This window comes from Duganella phyllosphaerae, assembly GCF_001758785.1.
In the GTDB taxonomy this organism is placed as follows: Bacteria; Pseudomonadota; Gammaproteobacteria; order Burkholderiales; family Burkholderiaceae_D; genus Rugamonas; species Rugamonas phyllosphaerae.
Genome location: NZ_LROM01000133.1, coordinates 1 through 16,503 on the forward strand (window position 1 = coordinate 1; position 16,503 = coordinate 16,503).

Here is a 16,503-nt window from a genome sequence, read left to right on the forward strand (position 1 = left end):
GACCAGCCATATCCAGGTCGCCAGCAATGATGAAACCGGGCAGCTGATGAATGCGCTGAAGGTGATGAATGCCAACCTGGTGGGCATCGTTGCCCAGGTGCGCAGCGGCACCGAATTGATGGCCACGGCATCGACCCAGATCGCCGCCGGCAACCAGGACCTGTCGTCGCGCACCGAACAGCAAGCCAGCTCGCTCGAAGAAACCGCGTCGTCGATGGAGGAACTGACATCCACCGTCAGGTTCAACGCCGAGAATGCGCGCCAGGCCAACGAGCTGGCGATCAACGCCTCGCACATCGCCAGCCGGGGCGGCTCGGTGGTTGGCGAGGTGGTCAACACCATGGGCTCGATCAACGACTCGTCGCGCAAGATCGTCGAGATCATTTCCGTCATCGACAGCATCGCCTTCCAGACCAATATCCTGGCGCTCAATGCAGCGGTGGAAGCGGCGCGCGCCGGCGAACAGGGACGCGGCTTTGCGGTGGTGGCGTCCGAAGTGCGCAGCCTGGCGCAGCGCTCCGCTGCCGCGGCCAAGGACATCAAGGTCCTGATCGACGACTCGGTGCAAAAGGTGGCGCTGGGGTCGGACCTCGTGGACAAGGCCGGCCAGACCATGTCCGAAATCGTCACCAGCATCGGCCGCGTCACGCAGATCATGACGCGGATCAGCAATGCCAGCGAAGAGCAGAGCCAGGGTATCGCGCAAGTGAACGACGCCATCACGCAAATGGACCAGGTGACCCAGCAGAACGCCGCGCTGGTGGAGCAGGCGGCGGCAGCGGCCGAATCGATGCAGGAGCAATCGGCCAAGCTGGCCGACGTGGTCAGCGTGTTCAAGCTGCATGACACGGGAGTGTTGGCGCTTCGGTAGAATACCGGTCCATGACTACCCGTACCGACAGCGCCTCCACCAATTCTTCGACAACACCAGCACGCCAGCACTGCCTGGCGTGCCTGCGCCCGCAGCGCACCTGCATCTGCTGCTGGGTGACGCCGATTGCGGCGCAAGTGGAAGTGCTGGTGCTCCAGCATCCGATGGAAGTGTCCAACGCCAAGGGCAGTGCGCGGCTGCTGCATTTGTGCCTGGCCGGCAGCCGGCTGGAAGTGGGCGAGGCGTTCGAGCCTGAGCGGTTGCGGACCTTGCTGTCCGGTGGGCGTCATAACGTGCTGCTGTACCCGGAAACGGCGGAAGAAAAATCGCTCGGTGTCGCCACGCCGCCGGCGTTCGATGACGCCTGGCTGGCGACACCCGAGCGCCTGCGGCTGGTGGTGCTGGACGGCACCTGGCGAAAAAGCCGCAAGATGCTGTATCTGAACCCGCAGTTGCACGCGCTGCCCCGGCTGCCGTTGACGGATACGCCGGCATCGCACTACCTGATCCGCAAGGCACACCTGCCGGACCAGCTCTCGACGCTGGAGGCGACCGCGTATGCGCTGGCGCAGCTGGAACAGGCGCCCGAGCGTTACGCGGCGTTGATCGACGCCTTCGATGGCTTCGTGGCGCAGCTGGGCAGCTATGTGCCTTGCCATGCGCCCTGATCACATCGGGTCCCCGCCTGCGTGGGGACGACGTTTCGCTTAGCTGAGCAGCTTGAGGCCCGGCGGCAGCGCCTCGCCCAGCATGCGCTTCTCGTCGGCCTGGTCGAGCTGCACCACTTCGCGCACCATCGCGCTCCAGTTGGCGGGCGCACCCACCGCTGACAGCCGGCGCAGGATCTCAGCGCGCAGCGTGTCGTCGATGTCGCGCGTGCGGTCCCCTGTCATGCGCGCCAGGTGGGCGGCGGCAAAGCCGGCCGGTTCCACTTTTTTCCAGTCCAGCGCCAGGATCGCCGCCAGCCACTGGGCCACCGTGCTGGCGGCGACCACGTCGTGCGCGCTGCCGTGGAACGGCTGGCGTGCGCCCACCCGCGAGAGGCCCCACAGGAAGCGCGCCTGCGTGGCCTCGGCCTTGCCGGCATTGGCCGCCCCGGCGCGGGTTTTATTCAGTGCTGCCTTGGCGGCAGCCTTGGTGGCCGCGTCCAGCCGGCCCAGCATCCAGGCGCCGATCTCCGCCTTGTAGCTGCCCGGGATGCGTTCGAGCGAGGCGCCCAGGCGCAGCATGTCTTCCTCGCTGCCATTGACCAGCGTATGCGGCCGGCGCCCACGTTCCTGGGCGTCGGCCTGCACGTTGAAGGCGAAGTCGTCGAGCACGCGCAGCTGGGCTTCGACCGACAGGCCACCGGCCACGCGGCGCCACAGGGTCCACCATTCGGCGCATACCTGTCCGTCGGCGTGGTGCTGCACACCGGTCTCGTACAGGGCCCACAACTGTTCGATGCGCCATTCGTCGAGCGGGTGGCCGAAGCCGGGCCGCAGGCTGTAGCCGGCCAGGTTGAGCCAGGCGCGTTCGTGCTCGGACGAGCGGCGCCGGCCGCGCGCGCGTTCGATCAGGGCGTCGCACAGGCGCCGCAACACCGGCGTGGTCCAGCTTTCGCGGCTGCCCAGCAGGTGCTCCAATTGACCGCGCAACTGCCTGACTTCTTTCAGTTCGATTTGCAGCGCACGGCTGCCGAAGATGCGGTCGATTTTTTCCAGCGCGGCAGGCAGGCCGGCGGGCATAACCGCATTGGGCGATGGCGCGCCATCGATGGTGGCGATGTCGTCGTCTTCGGCGCTGGCGGCAGGGCCTTCATCGCGCAGCTGAAACTCCAGCTGCCAGCGCTGGCCGCCATCGGTAGCCACGCAGTGTATTTCCAGCGTGCCCACTTCGCTCAGCGTGGCAGCCAGGCGCACGGGTAGTTCCTTGCGGCTGCTGGCGGCGTGGCTGTCGCGCAGTACGGTGGCAATCGGCGGCAGTTGCACGTAGTCGTCGGGCTGCAGATCGACCAGGTCACCGGCTTGCGGCGTAACGACGTCGGACGTGGAAGACGCGATGTGGAAGCGCACCGGGCGCCCCAGCCGCAGGGCGAAAGTGCGCTCGGCCAGCAGCAGTTCGCGGTTCTCGGCGCTGCCGCGCGGCAGCAGGCAGATCGCGCGGCGCGGCTTGTCAGGGCGTTCGTCGTCAAGCAGCAGGAAGTAGCTGCGTGGCGAGCCGCCGCCGATCACGGGCGCCCGCCCGGACTGGCCCAGTGCGTAGGCCACGCCGCCACGTGCCACCGCGACGTCGGGATTATCGTTGTGAAGCACGCGCAGCGGCGCGCCGCGCCATTGCGCCAGTACCTGCTCCAGGCGTCGGCCCAGCGCGTCGGAGCGGAATACGCCGCCGTTGAGCAGCAGCGTGTCCGGTACGGGAATGGTGGCATCGTCGGGCGCCAGGCCCAGCGCCGCGCGCGCGGCCGGTGCATGTTGGCGCAGGAAGCCGGCCAGGTGACGTGTGATGGCGGCGTCGCTGGCGTAGGGCAGGCCGAATTCGATGATGGCGCCGCGCCCGCGCCGCGCCGGTTCGCGTTCTTGGTTCAGCGGGAAAAAGCCATCGACCACCAGTTGCGCCACTTCGTCGCGCGTCAGGTCGGCCGAGCGTGAGCCGCCGATCAGCCTGGAGCCAGCACCGAGCAGGGTGACCGTGGTTTTGTCGGGCGCATCGGCGGCCAGCAGTTGCTCCTTGGCGGCGCGGCAGCGCTCTGTCAGCTGGGCCAGGCGACCGGCCGACAGCCGCGCCGGTGCGGCGCCACCAGGTACCGGCAGGCGCGACTCCACCAGGTGCGCCAGCGCCAGGTCCATATTGTCGCCGCCGAGGATCAGGTGGTTGCCCACGCCAATGCGGCTGATCTGTGGCGCACCGTTCACCACTGTCACCTGGATCAGCGAAAAGTCGGTGGTGCCGCCGCCCACGTCGCACACCAGCGCCAGGCGCGTATCGGCCAGGTCGGCAGCCAGCGTGGCGCGCTGGCGGTACAGCCAGTCGTAGAAGGCCGCCTGCGGCTCTTCCAGCAGCCGCAGCGCAGGCAGGCCGGCTTGCCGCGCTGCCTGCAAGGTGAGGGCGCGTGCGCCTTCGTCGAACGACGCGGGGATGGTCAGTACCAGTTGCTGCTGTTCGAGCGGGTAGTCGGGAAAGCGGGTGTTCCAGGCGGCGCGCAGGTGCGCCAGGTACGCGGCGCTGGCGGCCACCGGCGACACCTTGGCCACATCGGCTTCCGCGCCCCACGGCAGGATCGGCGCGGTGCGATCTACCCCCGGGTGCGACAGCCAGCTCTTGGCGCTGGCCACCAGCCGGCCCGGTACCTGGGCGCCAAGCTTGCGGGCCAGGCGGCCGGTGACCACTTGCGCCAGGCCTGCGACATCGGCATCGCGCCACGGCAGTTGCAGCTCGCCGGCGGCGAACTCTCCTTCGGCCGGGTGGTAGCGCACCGAGGGCAGCAGGGTGGCGGCGCCGATTTCGCCCGGAGCCACCAGTTGTTCGATGTCGAACAGTTCGATGGTCGAGCTGTTTGGCGCCGCGTAGGCCAGCACCGTATTGGTGGTGCCAAGATCGATGCTGACGAGGTACTGGCCCATGCTGGTTCTTCGTGAAGGTAACGTTAAGATCAGGCGCCGCTGCGCACGTCGAACTCCACCTTCCAGCGCTGGCCGTCGCTGGCCACGGCCAGCAGTTCGAGCGTGCCCGATTCGGTGGCCATGGCGTGCAGGCGCACCTGCACCACGTCGCCGGACTGGCGGCCCTCGGGCGACAGGGTGGCCTGGATCTCGTTCATCTCGACCAGTTCATCCGGGCCCCAGAAGTCGAGCAGGTCGCCGATCTGGTCCTGGCGGCGCACCGACGAGCCGAAGAAGCGGAACTGCACCGGCTCGCCGACCACCAGGCCGAACTCCTGGTTCGGCAGCTCGATCTCGCTGCCTTCTTCCATGCCGAACGGCGCCACGCACAGCGCCTGGATCGGCGGCTCCATGCCAGGAATGGCGGGCATCGATGACTCGATCGCCACGTAGTACGAACGCGCCGTGCCGCCGCGTATGCGCACGCCGGTACCGCGCCGCACGTAGCTGTAATAGGCCGCGCCGCGCGCCACCGCCAGGTCGAGGTCCGCCCCGCCCAGCATGCGGGCAGGCTCCGCGCCTTCCATGTACAGCCAGTCGTTGAGGGTGGCCATGATGCGCTGGGCCAGCAGCTCGGACTTGAACACGCCGCCGTTGAACAGCACAGCAGTCGGATGGAGGAAGGTAGCATCAAGCTTTTGCTGGCCGCTGTAGCCTTCGAGCTCGCTGGTGGCGCCCACCTGGCGCGCCAGGAACGCGGCCAGGTGGCGCGTCACGCCGGCGTCCTGCGCGTACGGCAGGCCCAGTTGGGTCAGGCCTGCGCGCTGGCGCACGGCCGGTCGGCTTGATGCCTCAACCGTCGGGAAGAAGCCGTCGAGGATGAACGTGGTGACTTCGGCGCGCGTGAGTTCGGTGCGGATCGAACCGCCGATCAGTTTCGAGCCACGGCTTGGCACCACGATCGGCCAGGTCTCGATGCTGGCGTCGGCCAGCAGCTTTTCCTTGGCGGTGCGGCTGCCGTAGGTCAGAGCGCGCATCTGCCACGCATCGAGCTGGGTGCCGCTGGCGGCCAGCTTGCGCGCCACCAGGTGCGCCAGCGCCAGGTCCATATTGTCGCCGCCCAGCAGGATGTGGTCGCCGACGGCGATGCGGTGCGGTTCGAGCACGCCATCGCGTTCGAGCACGGCGATCAGCGAAAAGTCGCTGGTGCCGCCGCCCACGTCCACCACCAGGATGATGTCGCCCGGTTTGACTTCCTTGCGCCAGCGGCCTTCGCTGCCCTGGATCCAGCTGTACAGGGCCGCTTGCGGTTCTTCCAGCAGCGTGAGGTTCTGGTAGCCGGCGGCACGCGCCGCTTCGGCCGTCAGTTCGCGCGCGCCCGGGTCGAACGAGGCGGGAATGGTGACGGTGATCGCCTGCTCGTTGAACGGCGCTTCCGGGTGCGCCTGCTCCCACGCCTGGCGCAGGTGGGCCAGGTAGCGGGTGGACGCCGCCAATGGCGACACGCGCGTGACTTCTTCCGGCGCGTCGGCCGGCAGCAGGGCCGAGCGGCGGTCCACGCCGGGATGGCTCAACCAGCTCTTGGCGCTGGAAACCAGTCGGATCGGCGTGGTGGCGCCACGGCTGCGCGCCATTTCGCCGGCCACGCCAGCCACGCCAGATAGCTCGGCGTCGCTCTGCTGCCAGGGCAGCTTGTTTTCTCCGGGCGCCAGTTCGTCGGCGTGCGGCAGGTACAGGAACGACGGCAGCAGCGGCAGGTCTTCCACCGTGCCCGGCGCGGTCAACTGGGGAATCGCCAGCACGCCGTGCGTGGTCTTTTCGCCGTCGCTCGCTTGCAGGTTCACATAGGACAGGGCGCTGTGGGTGGTGCCCAGGTCGATGCCGATGGCGTAACGTGGATCGCTCACAGTTCCACCTCCGCCGGGGCCAGGATGGCGGCGTCGTGCGCTTCGGCCAGTTTCGGCAGGCGCACGTCGGTCGAGCGCCAGCCGCGATGGCTGAGCGTGCCACGGAACGGCGCCTGGCCGACCACGTTGCCGGTCAGGCGCACGGCGGCGGCATCAAACCCCTGTTCCAGCACCACGCGGCTGCCTTCGGCTTCGCTGCGCACGGCTTCGATGGTGAAGTGTTCGCGCAGCACCTTGCTGCAACCTTCGTGCACCACGCGGGCAGCGGCGCCGATGTCGGCGTCGGAGTAGGCAGACAGGTTTTCCTGGGTGAAGTCGATCAGGCGCGCCTCACGCTGGAACAGGCTGAGCAACTGCAGGGCGGCGTCGGGCGTGGCCACGCGCAGGGTGACCGGCGGCGGTGGCGGGGTAGTGACTGGCACCGGCGTCGGCACGGGTACTGGCGTTGGCACCGGCACCGGCGTTGGAACCGGCAGTGGCGTCGGTACCGGCACCGGCACCGGGGTGGGGACCGGCACCGGCACCGGCGTCGGGGCGGCGACCGGCGCGGGCGCGTCGTCCATGCGGGTCAGGCGGGCGGCATATTCAGCATCGGAAATGGCGCGGAAAAAGGCGCCGATGGCGATCGAAATGCGGCTGAAAAAAGACGGCAGCGGTTGGTTTGGTGTGTTCATCAATTGCTCGCGGTGAGTGTGCCGGCGCGCCGCATGAGGCGGCGTTCCGGCGTGTATTGGTTGGAGTCGCGCAAGGCGCGCGGGGGCCTGGCCCCCGGAAGCCCTGCATGATACCAGTTTGGGCAGGGGCGCCAAAGTGGCCCGGGTGCGCACGCCAGATTTAGCGCTTGATAAGGCGGAGGTGCAGGCCTAGAATACTGTTTATATATACAGTATCAAGGCCGGATATGTCCCACGATGAAACCCATGACGATAACAACCAGTCGCAAGTGATGCTGCCGCCGCAGTCGCTCAAGGCGCACAAGGGGCGTGGCGCCGTGTCCAATCTGCAGGGCCGGTTCGAGGTCCACGCGCGCGAGGCGTACGACGACGGCTGGCAACGCGAACAAGAGGAGGCCACCGCATGGAAAACCCAGGTCATCGACGAGGTTTGCAAGTCCATCCTCAGCCGCAATGCCTCGCCGGACTTGCCGTTCGGTGTTTCGCTCAATCCGTATCGTGGTTGCGAGCATGGCTGCATTTATTGTTTTGCGCGCCCCACGCACAGCTATCTGGGCCTGTCGCCGGGCATGGACTTCGAGAGCAAGATTTTTGCCAAGGTCAACGCACCCGATATGCTGCGCCGCGAACTGGCCAAGTCCGGTTATGTGCCGGAATCGATCGCGCTCGGCGTCAATACCGACGCCTACCAGCCGTGCGAGCGCGAGCGCAAGCTCACGCGCCGCGTGCTCGAAGTGCTGCAAGAGTGCCACCACCCGGTGGGGCTGATCACCAAGTCGGCGCTGATCGAGCGCGATATCGACATCCTGGCGCCGATGGCGGCGCAGCGCCTGGCCGGTGTGGCGATCACGCTCACCACGCTCGACCCGGCCATCGCCCGCACGCTGGAGCCACGCGCGGCCGCGCCGGCCCGCCGCCTGCGCACCATCCGCACGCTCACCGACGCCGGTATACCCGTGGCCGTGAGCGTCGCACCGATCATCCCGTTCGTGACGGAGCCGGAGATCGAGCGCCTGCTGGCGGCGGTCAAGGACGCCGGCGCCGTCTCGGCGCACTACACGGTGCTGCGCCTGCCGTGGGAGGTGGCGCCGCTGTTCCACCAGTGGCTCGAAGCACACTTTCCCGACCGCGCCCAGCGCGTGATGAACCGCGTGCGCGACATGCGCGGCGGCAAAGACTACGACAGCAACTTCGCCACCCGCATGAAGGGCGAGGGCGTGTGGGCCGACCTGATCAGGCAGCGCTTCACCATCGCCGCCGAGCGGCTGGGCCTGACCGGGAAAGGCAGCCGCTTTCACACCATGGACGCCACGCAATTCGTGCGGCCGCTGGTTGTGCCGCCGCTGGGTGGGCGCGCCAAGGCGCTCAACGGCGGGCAGCTCGACCTGTTCTGACGGCCTGCGATGTCAGAACCTGATCATCACCTTGCCGACGTGGTTGGCGGCGGCGTAATAGGCATAGGCCTCGGGCGCTTCGGCAAAGCCGAAGGTCTTGCTCACGGTCGTTGTGATGCGGTTGGCGGCCACGGCCCGCAGCAGGTCGCTCATCATGGCCCGGCTGCCGTTGGCAATGCCGCGGATGGTGATGTTGCGGGTGATGAAACTGACGTAGTCGGGCACCGCCGGCTGCTGGCCCGGCGTCACACCGATAATCACGATGCGGCCGTTGACGGCGGTCGCGGCGATCGAGTGCCCGAGCGTGTCCTGGCCGCCGGTTTCGATCACGATGTCGGCCCCAGCGCCGCCGGTTTGCGCCATCAGCTCGGCGGCCCATTGCGGATGGGTACGGTAATTGATGGTGATGTCGGCGCCCAGCTCGCGCGCGATCACCAGCTTGGCATTGCTCGACGAGGTGATGGCCACGCGCGCGCCGAGCACCTTGGCAAGTTTCAAGGCGGCCAACGCCACGCCGCCCGTGCCCAGGCACAGCACCAGTTCGCCAGGTTTGACGCGGCACACTTCGACCAGCGCGTTCCACGCGGTCAGGCCGGCCGATGCCAGGCCGGCCACGTCCTCGTCGGCCAGCGAGGCGGGCACCGGGAGTACGGCGGCGGCCGGCAGCACCACGGTTTCGGCCAGCCAGCCATCGTGGGTAATGCCGATGTCGTGGCCGAACACGGCGGGATTGAAAGGACCGTCGATCCAGCTGGCGAAATGGCCGCAGACCACGCGCTCGCCCACCTTGACACTGGTCACGCCTGCAGCGACTGCAGTCACCACACCCACGCCTTCGGAGACCGGGATGCGCGTTTCGGGCTGGACGCCGCCGTAGGTGCCGCGCACAAATTGCAGGTCGCGGCTGATCAGACTCACCAGGCGCGGGGCAACCAGCACCTGTCCCGGGCCCGCGACCGGCGTCTCGCGCGTGGTTGCGCGCAGTGCATGGAGGCCATCGCGCTTGCCGATTTCAAGTGCTTTCATGGTGGTTTCCTTGAGGGTAGTGTTAATTGTGGATCGAATAGTCCATAATTATACAAGTGATCAACACGTGATGATTTGGCGCTGCAGCAAGCGAGGAAAACGTATGGCAACAGCAGGAAGACCGCGCGGTTTCGACCGTGAGGCGGCAGTGGACAGCGCCATGCTGCTGTTCTGGGAACGCGGGTACGATCGCGCCTCGCTCGATGAACTGCGCCGCGTGATGGGGGCTGGCAAGGGCATTTCGTCCGCCAGTTTTTACGCGGCGTTCGAGTCGAAGGACGCTTTGTACCGCGAGGCGCTGTCGCGTTACCTGACCCTGCATGGCGGCATGGTTGGCATCTTGCGCGAGCAGGGCTTGCCGCCGCGCGAACGGCTCGAACGGGCGCTGCGTGCCTCGATCGCGGTGCAGGGCGATAGCGCGCACCCGTTGGGCTGCATGTTGACGCTGTCGGCGCCGTTCAGCTCCGGGCCGGGTAACGGCGCGCAGGAAGGCGCGCACGCGGTGGCGGCGGCGGGACGGGCTTACACGCGCGAGGTGTTGCGCGACTGCCTGCAAGCAGGCGTCAATGCAGGCGACCTGGCGTCTGGCGCCGACCTGCCGGGACTGCTAGCGTTGTACGACGGTTTTCTGCTCGGTGTATCGATCCAGGTGCGCGATGGCGTGCCGATGGCGGCCATCGAAGCTGCGGTCACGTCCGCCATGGCGGCCTGGGACGCCTGCCGAACCGGGCGCTGACGTCAGGTGCGCGCCATCCGGCTGGCCAGTTCTGCCAGGTGGCGCTCGATCTCGAACACGTGCGCGTCGTCGCGGCCCAGTTCGCGCAGCGCGTGGGCCAGGTGGTTCAGGTAGTCGCTATTGGGACCGCTGGGGCCGGCCGAGCGGGCGATGTGCTCGGCGATGTCGCGTTCTGAAGCTTCGCCAATGAAGGCAATGTTGTCCGGCGTGGCGATGTAGACCAGGCCCAGCACGCTGCCGGCTGCCGTACCAGCCTGGTTGCCCGAACCGTCGCCAGCCGCGCCGCTGAATGCGGCCCCGGCGGCGCCGGCGACCTCGGCGGCAGCTGCATCATCGCCGTTACCGTTGCCATCCCCATCCCCATCCTCGAAACTGATCGGCGTCGCCAGCCGCAAATAGCCATTTTTCTCGCGATGGTCGAGATGGGCAAACACCTCGGGCGTGATCAGGTAGGCCATGCCGTGGCAGATCGCGCCCGGTGCTTCGATCAGGGTCACCACGCGGCCCGGCGCCTCGGGCGTGCCGCGATGGTCGTGCGAACCCTGCCAGAAGCGCCGGGTCCAGTTGGCGATGCTGGCGGGGCGCCGTTGCAGGTAGGGGAAATCGGCCTTGTAGATCAGCGAGCCGTAGCCGAACAGCCATACGCTGTGGTGGCCGTCGAACTGGTCCATCTTCTGGTTGATGCCGATGGTGTCTGCTGTCATGTCCGTGTTGCTTTGTTCTGCCGTGCTCTGCTGTATTTAGCTGCGTTCCGCCTGCGCAGCGAAGTCGCTGCTGCGCGCGATCTGCAATTGTCGCACACCAATCGTGGCGAAGGCCGCCTGCAGCAGTTCTTCGTAGTGCTGCACGAGCGGGGCGCCGGCCCGATCGTCGGCTCCGGAGGTGACCAGGATCACCCGTACCTCTGCCATGCAAACGTTTTCACGCGGGTCATGCAAATGCAGCAAACGGTCCAGCCACACCTTCAGCGACGACGGCGCAAAGTAGTTGTGCATGGGAGCGCCGACTACCACCACGTCAGCCTCGATGAATTCTTGCAGCAGCGCGGCGCTGAGCAGGATTTCGGCGCGCAGGTCGGGATGCATGGGAATGGCGGCGTTCCATTGCCGGCTCATCGCTTGCAGCAGCGGGCCGCTCACGTGCGACAGCGGCGCTGCCGCCAAATCGCGGTAGATGACGCGGGCGCCGGGAGTGGTGGCGGCCAGGTTGGCCACGGTAGCGGCCGTATGTCGGCGTGAGCGCGACTGGTCGCCGAGCACGCAGGAGTCGATATGCAGAATGTTCATCCGGTGAGCATAAACAGCCGCTTGTCAGTGTGTCATCGGATGAAATGTAAGTATTCTTTACAGCAATGGTACTTGCCACGGATGGGCAGCGACGAATTGCTTGAGGAAGCCGACAAAACTCTCGGCCGCCGGCGACAGTGCGCGGGCGTTGCGGGTGTACACGAAAAAGCGCCGGGTCAGTGCTGGCGCCTGTAGTTGACGCATGTGCAGGCCATACCGGGTCACCATTTTCTCGGCGTACGGCAGGCAGACGGTGATGCCCAGGTTGGCGTGCACCATCGCCAGCGCGGTGGTCATGAAGGTCACTTCGTTGGCCGGCCGCAGCGATAATTCACGAAACGAAGTGTGCATATCACGCAACAACCGTTCGGTGAACTGGCCCTGCAAGGCGATGAACGGGTAGCGGTCAACGTCGGCCCAGGTCACGTGTTCTGCCTGTTGCAGGGGGTGGCCCTGCGGGAATACCACCACGAACGGCATCTCGAACAGCGTTTCGGCAGCGATGTCGGCCGTGGTATCGCGGTCGGGACCGATGCCGAAGTCTACCTCGCCAGAAAATACCCTGGCCGACACCTGCTCGACCGGGCTGTCGGCCAGGCGCACCTGCACGTCGGGATGCAGGTCGCGGTAAGCGGCAATTGCTTCGGGCAGCAAGGTGCACGACAGCATCTGCGGCGCCGCCACCCGCACCATGCCTTGTTTCAGTGCCTTGCGGCTGGCAATGTCGGCCATGGCGCGGTCGAGGTCTTGCAGCATTTTCTCGAACAGCGGCGTCAGTTCGCGCCCCAGTTCCGACAGCTGCGCTTTGCGCGTGGTGCGCTCGACCACGCGCAGGCCCAAGATCTGCTCGAGCTCCTTGATCTGGCCGCTCAGGGCCGACTGGGTCAGGTGCAGGTGCTCGGCGGCCAGCGTAAAACTGCCGGTCTTGGCCAGCGCCACCAGGGCGCGCATGTGGCGCAAACTTGGATTCATCAGAAAACTTGATAGGTGATGTAGGAAATCTCGTTTGCATGATATCTCGGATTGGCGTCTAATCCGAGGGAAACCATCGCATACCAGGAGACCTCATGCACATGCACACCACCGCGATCACCGCCGCCGCCAACACACCGGGAGCCCGCGCATGAAGCTCGCCACCCTCAAGGACGGCAGCCGCGACGGCCGCCTGGTCGTGGTCAGCCGCGACCTGACGCAGTACCAGCTGGTGCCCAAGATCTCGGCCACCATGCAGCACGCGCTCGATAACTGGGACCTGGTATCGCCGCCCCTGCAGTCGGTGTACGACATTCTCAACAGCGGCGAGGCCATCGACGCCAAGCCGTTCGACCAGCACGCATTCCACTCGCCGCTGCCGCGCGCCTACCAATGGGCCGACGGTTCGGCCTACATCAATCACGTGGAACTGGTGCGCAAGGCGCGCAATGCCGAGGTGCCGGCGTCGTTCTACACCGACCCGCTGATGTACCAGGGCGGCTCCGACAGTTTTATCGGGCCCAACGATCCGATCTACGCACTCACCGAAGAATGGGGCATCGACCTCGAAGCCGAGGTGGCCGTGATCACCGGCGACGTCGCGATGGGCGTGACGACTGCCGATGCCGCCGCCGCGATCCGGCTGGTCATGCTGGTCAACGACGTCTCGCTGCGCAACCTGATCCCCAACGAACTGGCCAAGGGCTTCGGTTTCTTCCAGTCGAAAGCGGCCAGCGCCTTTGCGCCGGTGGCGGTCACGCCCGACGAATTGGGCCAGCATTGGCAGGACAGCAAGCTGCACCTGCCGCTGCTGGTAGCGCTGAACGGCCAGCCGTTCGGCAAACCCGACGCCGGCGAGGACATGACCTTCAACTTCGCCCAGTTGGTGGCGCACGCCGCCGCCACGCGCGAGCTGGCGGCCGGCACCATCATCGGGTCCGGCACCGTCTCCAACAAGCAGGGCAACCTGCACGGCTCGAGCATCGCCAACGGCGGCGTCGGTTACTGCTGCCTGGCCGAGGTGCGCATGTACGAAACCATCGAGACCGGCAAGCCGCAAACCGCGTATCTTCAATTCGGCGACCGGGTGCGCATCGAGATGCTGGATGCCAGCGGCGCCAGCATCTTCGGCGCGATCGACCAGTCCGTGGTTAACTACAGCGAAAAAGTGCAATGAAGCTCTACACCTACTTCCGCAGCTCGGCCGCCTACCGGGTGCGCATTGCGCTTGCGCTCAAGGGCATAGCGTATGAGGCGGTGCCCGTGCACCTGCTGCGCGGCGGCGGCGAGCAGCTGGCCGACGCCTACCGCCAGGTCAACCCGTCGGCGCTGGTGCCCACGCTGGAAGACGACAACGGCGTCGTCATCGGCCAGTCGCTGGCCATCCTCGAATACCTGGAAGACACGCATCCAGCCACGCCGCTGCTGCCGGCCGATGCCGCCGGCCGCGCCCACGTACGTGAGCTGGCGCTCACGCTGGTGGCCGACTCGCACCCGCTGGGCAACCTGCGCGTGCTGAAATACGTGAAGGGGGAGCTGGGGCAAAGCGAAGACACCAAGCTGGCCTGGCAGCGTCACTGGCTGCACGCAGGACTGGCCACGTTCGAGGCCATGCTGGCGCGCGCCGGCAGCAGCGGCACCTATTGCCATGGCGACCAGCCCACGCTGGCCGACTGCTGCCTGGTGCCGCACCTGTTCAGTGCGCGGCGCTTCGATGTCGACCTGGCGCCATTTCCGGCGCTGGTGCGCATCGATGCCGCGTGCGCGCAACTGCCGGCGTTCCAGGTGGCGCATCCGTCGCGCCAGCCCGACGCCGAGTAGATCAGAAGCGCGCGCTCACCGTCAAGCTGGCGCTGCGCGGCGCCCCCGGCTGGATCTGCACATTGTTGATGGCCGATTCGAAGAAGCGCGCATCACCGAGGTTGTTGATCTTGAAGCGCACGTCGTACGCCGGCTGGCGGTAGGTCAGCGCGGCATCCACGCGGCCATAGCCGGGCAGGCGCACGGTGTTGTCGGAAAGGGCGAACTGGTCGCTGTTGAGCAGCACGCCCAGGCCTGCGCTCCACGACGCGGCCAGCTGCTGGTCGAGCCACAGGCTGGCGCGATGGCGCGCCGTCATCTCGGCGCGGTTGCCGCTCGCAATATCATTGGAGGCGACGATGCGCGCATCGTTATAGGTGTAAGCCGCGCTCACCCGGCCGCCTTGCCACAAGCGGCCCTGCAACTCGAGCTCCACGCCTTCGTTGCGCTGCTTGCCCACTTGCAGCTGGCGCAGGCCGGCCGGGTCGGTCGGGTCGAGCGTGAGCTGGTTGCGCTGCTCGATGCGGAACAGCGAGGCGGTGGTGAGGAAGCGGCCGCCGAGCCAGTCCTGCTTGTAGCCCACCTCCTGCAAATCGGTTTGCAACGGCTGCACTTGCGAGAGCGCGGTATTGCCGGTGTAGAGCAGGTCGCCGCCGCCCGGCTGGTACGAGCGCCCCACGTTCAGGTACCACGACTGGCCGTCCACCGGCTGGTACACCAGCCCCACGCGCGGCGACGCCTTGTTGTCGGTGCGCTCGCTCAGCACATTGGTCAGGCGGTTGGTCTGCTCCTGTTCAAAACGGTCGAAGCGCACGCCCGCCAGCGCCTTCCACCTCGGCGCCAGGTCGATCTGGTCCTGCACATAAAAGGCCTGGGTCTTGGCGACGAAGGCATTGTTGAGCGACACCGGCAGCGCCGACAGATCTGGCATGGCCAGCACGTGCTGCGGCGCGTACAGGTCCACCGGGAAGGCGATGCCGGTTTGCGCCGTCACCACGTCGCGCTTTTGCTTCGACAGCTCGAGGCCGACCAGCACTGCGTGGCCGTTGCCGGTGTAGGTGATCTCGGTCTGGTTGATCAGGTTGCGCTGCTGCTGCGGGAAGAAGGTCACCTGGCGCGACACCGTGCCGTTGGCGTTCACGCGGCGGTTGCGGGTATTCACGCCATCGAGGTCGGTGCGGCTGTATTGCAGCGTGTTGACCAGTGCCAGGCGGTCACTGAAGCGGTGTTCGAGCCTGGCCTTGCCCATGTCGCTGTCGGTGCTGGTGTAGTCGTACCGCTCGCCGTAGAAGGTGGCCGGATCGACCGCGACCGGGCGGCCATTGAGCGACGGCACGCCGCGATCGGGCGTGCGGTCTTCGCGCTGCACCTCGGCCTGCAGCAGCAGCGAGGTGGCCGGCGCCAACGCCCATTTCACCGAGGGCGCCAGCAGCTTGCGGGTGTGCTCGACCACGTCGCGGTAGCTGTCGCCGGTGTCGTAGACGGCGATCAGGCGCGCATCGACCTGCTCGTTCAGGGCGCCGCCGGTGTCCACGCTCACGCGCCGCTCGGCGTTCGAGCCGATAGTGGCGGTGATCTCGGTCTGCTGTTTGGCGCGCGGTTGCTTGCTCACCCGGTTGATGATGCCGCCCGCCGAACCGCGCCCGTATAGCGCCGCGGCGGCGCCCTTGATCACTTCGATCTGCTCGACCGTCGCCAGGTCGCGCGAATACAGCGTGTCGTCGCGCACGCCGTCGAGCGTGGTGTCGCGCAGCGAATAGAAACCTCGGATATAGAATTCGTCGCGGCGGCCTTCGCCCTGGCCGGCCACCACGCTGCTGGTGTAGTCGAGGGCGTCCTTGCTGGTCAGCGCCGAGCGGTTGCGCAGGCTTTCCTGGGTGACCACGCTGACCGCTTGCGGCGTATCGAGCACGCCGCCACGGGTCTTGGCGCCGGCGGCAACCACCGCCGCGCCGCCGGCGCTGCCGGTAACCGTCACTTGTTGCAGAGTTTGCGCCTCCTGCGCACGGGCGCCGGCCTGGAAAATGAACAGGCCGGCGAGCAGCAGCGGCAGGGGTTTGAGTTGGGGAATGGAAGTCATCATATTATGTAATTATCGGAATCGTAGAGGTTAAAGGATGGAAGAAGCCGCCGCGCTGTTGACCACTCCCAGCGGGTGGTACAGCGGCAGGTAGCTGGCTTGCCGGTCGGCCTGGCGCATGAAGCGCGTGAGCAGATTGCCTTTGGCCGGCAAGGGTTCGCCCGCCAGGAAGCCCT

General features: G+C 66.9%; 14 protein-coding genes. 6 read left to right on the top strand and 8 right to left on the bottom strand.

From position 1 onward, the window contains the following. Both DUPY_RS22855 and DUPY_RS22860 read left to right on the top strand, forming a co-directional pair. On the top strand, positions 1 to 871 hold an 871-nt coding region (locus DUPY_RS22855), incomplete at its 5' end, for a methyl-accepting chemotaxis protein (RefSeq protein WP_229255473.1). 11 nt (positions 872 to 882) lie between these two features. Continuing rightward, entirely contained in the window at positions 883 to 1,539 is a 657-nt protein-coding gene (locus DUPY_RS22860) for a tRNA-uridine aminocarboxypropyltransferase (protein ID WP_070251421.1), read from the top strand. 39 nt (positions 1,540 to 1,578) lie between these two features. Here DUPY_RS22860 and DUPY_RS22865 read toward each other — a convergent pair whose 3' ends face one another. Genes DUPY_RS22865 through DUPY_RS22875 form a run of 3 tightly spaced genes read right to left on the bottom strand, consistent with a single transcriptional unit; the run spans position 1,579 to position 7,033 of the window. Next, positions 1,579 to 4,473, bottom strand: a complete 2,895-nt coding sequence (locus DUPY_RS22865) for an Hsp70 family protein (protein ID WP_070251423.1) — start codon at positions 4,471 to 4,473, stop codon at positions 1,579 to 1,581. A 29-nt stretch (positions 4,474 to 4,502) separates the two neighbouring features. Further along, positions 4,503 to 6,359 carry an Hsp70 family protein gene (locus tag DUPY_RS22870; protein WP_070251425.1) on the bottom strand — a complete coding sequence of 619 codons (1,857 nt, stop codon included), beginning with the start codon at positions 6,357 to 6,359 and terminating at the stop codon, positions 4,503 to 4,505. Beyond that, a complete protein-coding gene (locus tag DUPY_RS22875; RefSeq protein WP_070251427.1) occupies positions 6,356 to 7,033 on the bottom strand; it encodes a DUF2760 domain-containing protein in 678 nt (225 codons plus the stop codon). The genes DUPY_RS22870 and DUPY_RS22875 overlap by 4 nt, the downstream gene beginning before the upstream one ends. A 272-nt stretch (positions 7,034 to 7,305) precedes the next feature. Here DUPY_RS22875 and DUPY_RS22880 point away from each other — a divergent pair, with 272 nt between their 5' ends. Continuing rightward, a complete protein-coding gene (locus tag DUPY_RS22880) occupies positions 7,306 to 8,427 on the top strand; it encodes a PA0069 family radical SAM protein (RefSeq protein WP_070251441.1) in 1,122 nt (373 codons plus the stop codon). Between the two features lie 12 nt (positions 8,428 to 8,439). Here DUPY_RS22880 and DUPY_RS22885 read toward each other — a convergent pair whose 3' ends face one another. Continuing rightward, entirely contained in the window at positions 8,440 to 9,453 is a 1,014-nt protein-coding gene (locus tag DUPY_RS22885) for a zinc-dependent alcohol dehydrogenase family protein (protein ID WP_070251429.1), read from the bottom strand. Between the two features lie 103 nt (positions 9,454 to 9,556). On the opposite strand from DUPY_RS22885, the gene DUPY_RS22890 reads away from it, so the two are divergent. Beyond that, a complete protein-coding gene (locus DUPY_RS22890) occupies positions 9,557 to 10,189 on the top strand; it encodes a TetR/AcrR family transcriptional regulator (RefSeq protein WP_070251431.1) in 633 nt (210 codons plus the stop codon). Positions 10,190 to 10,191: 2 nt separating this feature from the next. Here the strand turns inward: DUPY_RS22890 and DUPY_RS22895 are convergent, their stop codons facing one another. Genes DUPY_RS22895 through DUPY_RS22905 form a run of 3 tightly spaced genes read right to left on the bottom strand, consistent with a single transcriptional unit; the run spans position 10,192 to position 12,447 of the window. Next, positions 10,192 to 10,893 carry a gamma-glutamylcyclotransferase gene (locus tag DUPY_RS22895; protein WP_070251433.1) on the bottom strand — a complete coding sequence of 234 codons (702 nt, stop codon included), beginning with the start codon at positions 10,891 to 10,893 and terminating at the stop codon, positions 10,192 to 10,194. Between the two features lie 36 nt (positions 10,894 to 10,929). Continuing rightward, positions 10,930 to 11,475 carry an NAD(P)H-dependent oxidoreductase gene (locus DUPY_RS22900; RefSeq protein ID WP_070251435.1) on the bottom strand — a complete coding sequence of 182 codons (546 nt, stop codon included), beginning with the start codon at positions 11,473 to 11,475 and terminating at the stop codon, positions 10,930 to 10,932. 57 nt (positions 11,476 to 11,532) lie between these two features. Beyond that, positions 11,533 to 12,447, bottom strand: a complete 915-nt coding sequence (locus DUPY_RS22905) for a LysR family transcriptional regulator (RefSeq protein ID WP_070251436.1) — start codon at positions 12,445 to 12,447, stop codon at positions 11,533 to 11,535. Between the two features lie 151 nt (positions 12,448 to 12,598). On the opposite strand from DUPY_RS22905, the gene DUPY_RS22910 reads away from it, so the two are divergent. Together DUPY_RS22910 and maiA are read left to right on the top strand one after the other, a co-directional pair. Continuing rightward, positions 12,599 to 13,624: a fumarylacetoacetate hydrolase family protein gene (locus tag DUPY_RS22910; protein ID WP_070251437.1), complete on the top strand. Its 1,026-nt coding sequence runs from the start codon at positions 12,599 to 12,601 to the stop codon at positions 13,622 to 13,624. Beyond that, positions 13,621 to 14,268 (top strand): maleylacetoacetate isomerase, encoded by a 648-nt coding sequence (maiA, locus tag DUPY_RS22915; RefSeq protein ID WP_070251439.1) that lies wholly within the window; start codon positions 13,621 to 13,623, stop codon positions 14,266 to 14,268. The genes DUPY_RS22910 and maiA overlap by 4 nt, the downstream gene beginning before the upstream one ends. Position 14,269: 1 nt before the next feature. On the opposite strand, the gene DUPY_RS22920 is transcribed toward maiA, so the two are convergent. After that, positions 14,270 to 16,327, bottom strand: coding sequence for a TonB-dependent receptor (locus DUPY_RS22920; protein WP_070251443.1), 2,058 nt, complete (start codon positions 16,325 to 16,327; stop codon positions 14,270 to 14,272). Between the last annotated feature and the right edge of the window lie 176 nt (positions 16,328 to 16,503).

What these genes read in the sequence shown, in the direction of transcription:
- DUPY_RS22865 (WP_070251423.1), bottom strand. Translation starts at nt 4,473, where the DNA reads ATGGGCCAGTACCTCGTCAGCATCGATCTTGGCACCACCAATACGGTG.
- DUPY_RS22890 (WP_070251431.1), top strand. Translation starts at nt 9,557, where the DNA reads ATGGCAACAGCAGGAAGACCGCGCGGTTTCGACCGTGAGGCGGCAGTG.
- DUPY_RS22920 (WP_070251443.1), bottom strand. Translation starts at nt 16,327, where the DNA reads ATGACTTCCATTCCCCAACTCAAACCCCTGCCGCTGCTGCTCGCCGGC.
- DUPY_RS22900 (WP_070251435.1), bottom strand. Translation starts at nt 11,475, where the DNA reads ATGAACATTCTGCATATCGACTCCTGCGTGCTCGGCGACCAGTCGCGC.
- DUPY_RS22860 (WP_070251421.1), top strand. Translation starts at nt 883, where the DNA reads ATGACTACCCGTACCGACAGCGCCTCCACCAATTCTTCGACAACACCA.
- DUPY_RS22905 (WP_070251436.1), bottom strand. Translation starts at nt 12,447, where the DNA reads ATGAATCCAAGTTTGCGCCACATGCGCGCCCTGGTGGCGCTGGCCAAG.
- DUPY_RS22875 (WP_070251427.1), bottom strand. Translation starts at nt 7,033, where the DNA reads ATGAACACACCAAACCAACCGCTGCCGTCTTTTTTCAGCCGCATTTCG.
- maiA (WP_070251439.1), top strand. Translation starts at nt 13,621, where the DNA reads ATGAAGCTCTACACCTACTTCCGCAGCTCGGCCGCCTACCGGGTGCGC.
- DUPY_RS22910 (WP_070251437.1), top strand. Translation starts at nt 12,599, where the DNA reads ATGAAGCTCGCCACCCTCAAGGACGGCAGCCGCGACGGCCGCCTGGTC.
- DUPY_RS22895 (WP_070251433.1), bottom strand. Translation starts at nt 10,893, where the DNA reads ATGACAGCAGACACCATCGGCATCAACCAGAAGATGGACCAGTTCGAC.
- DUPY_RS22880 (WP_070251441.1), top strand. Translation starts at nt 7,306, where the DNA reads ATGCTGCCGCCGCAGTCGCTCAAGGCGCACAAGGGGCGTGGCGCCGTG.
- DUPY_RS22885 (WP_070251429.1), bottom strand. Translation starts at nt 9,453, where the DNA reads ATGAAAGCACTTGAAATCGGCAAGCGCGATGGCCTCCATGCACTGCGC.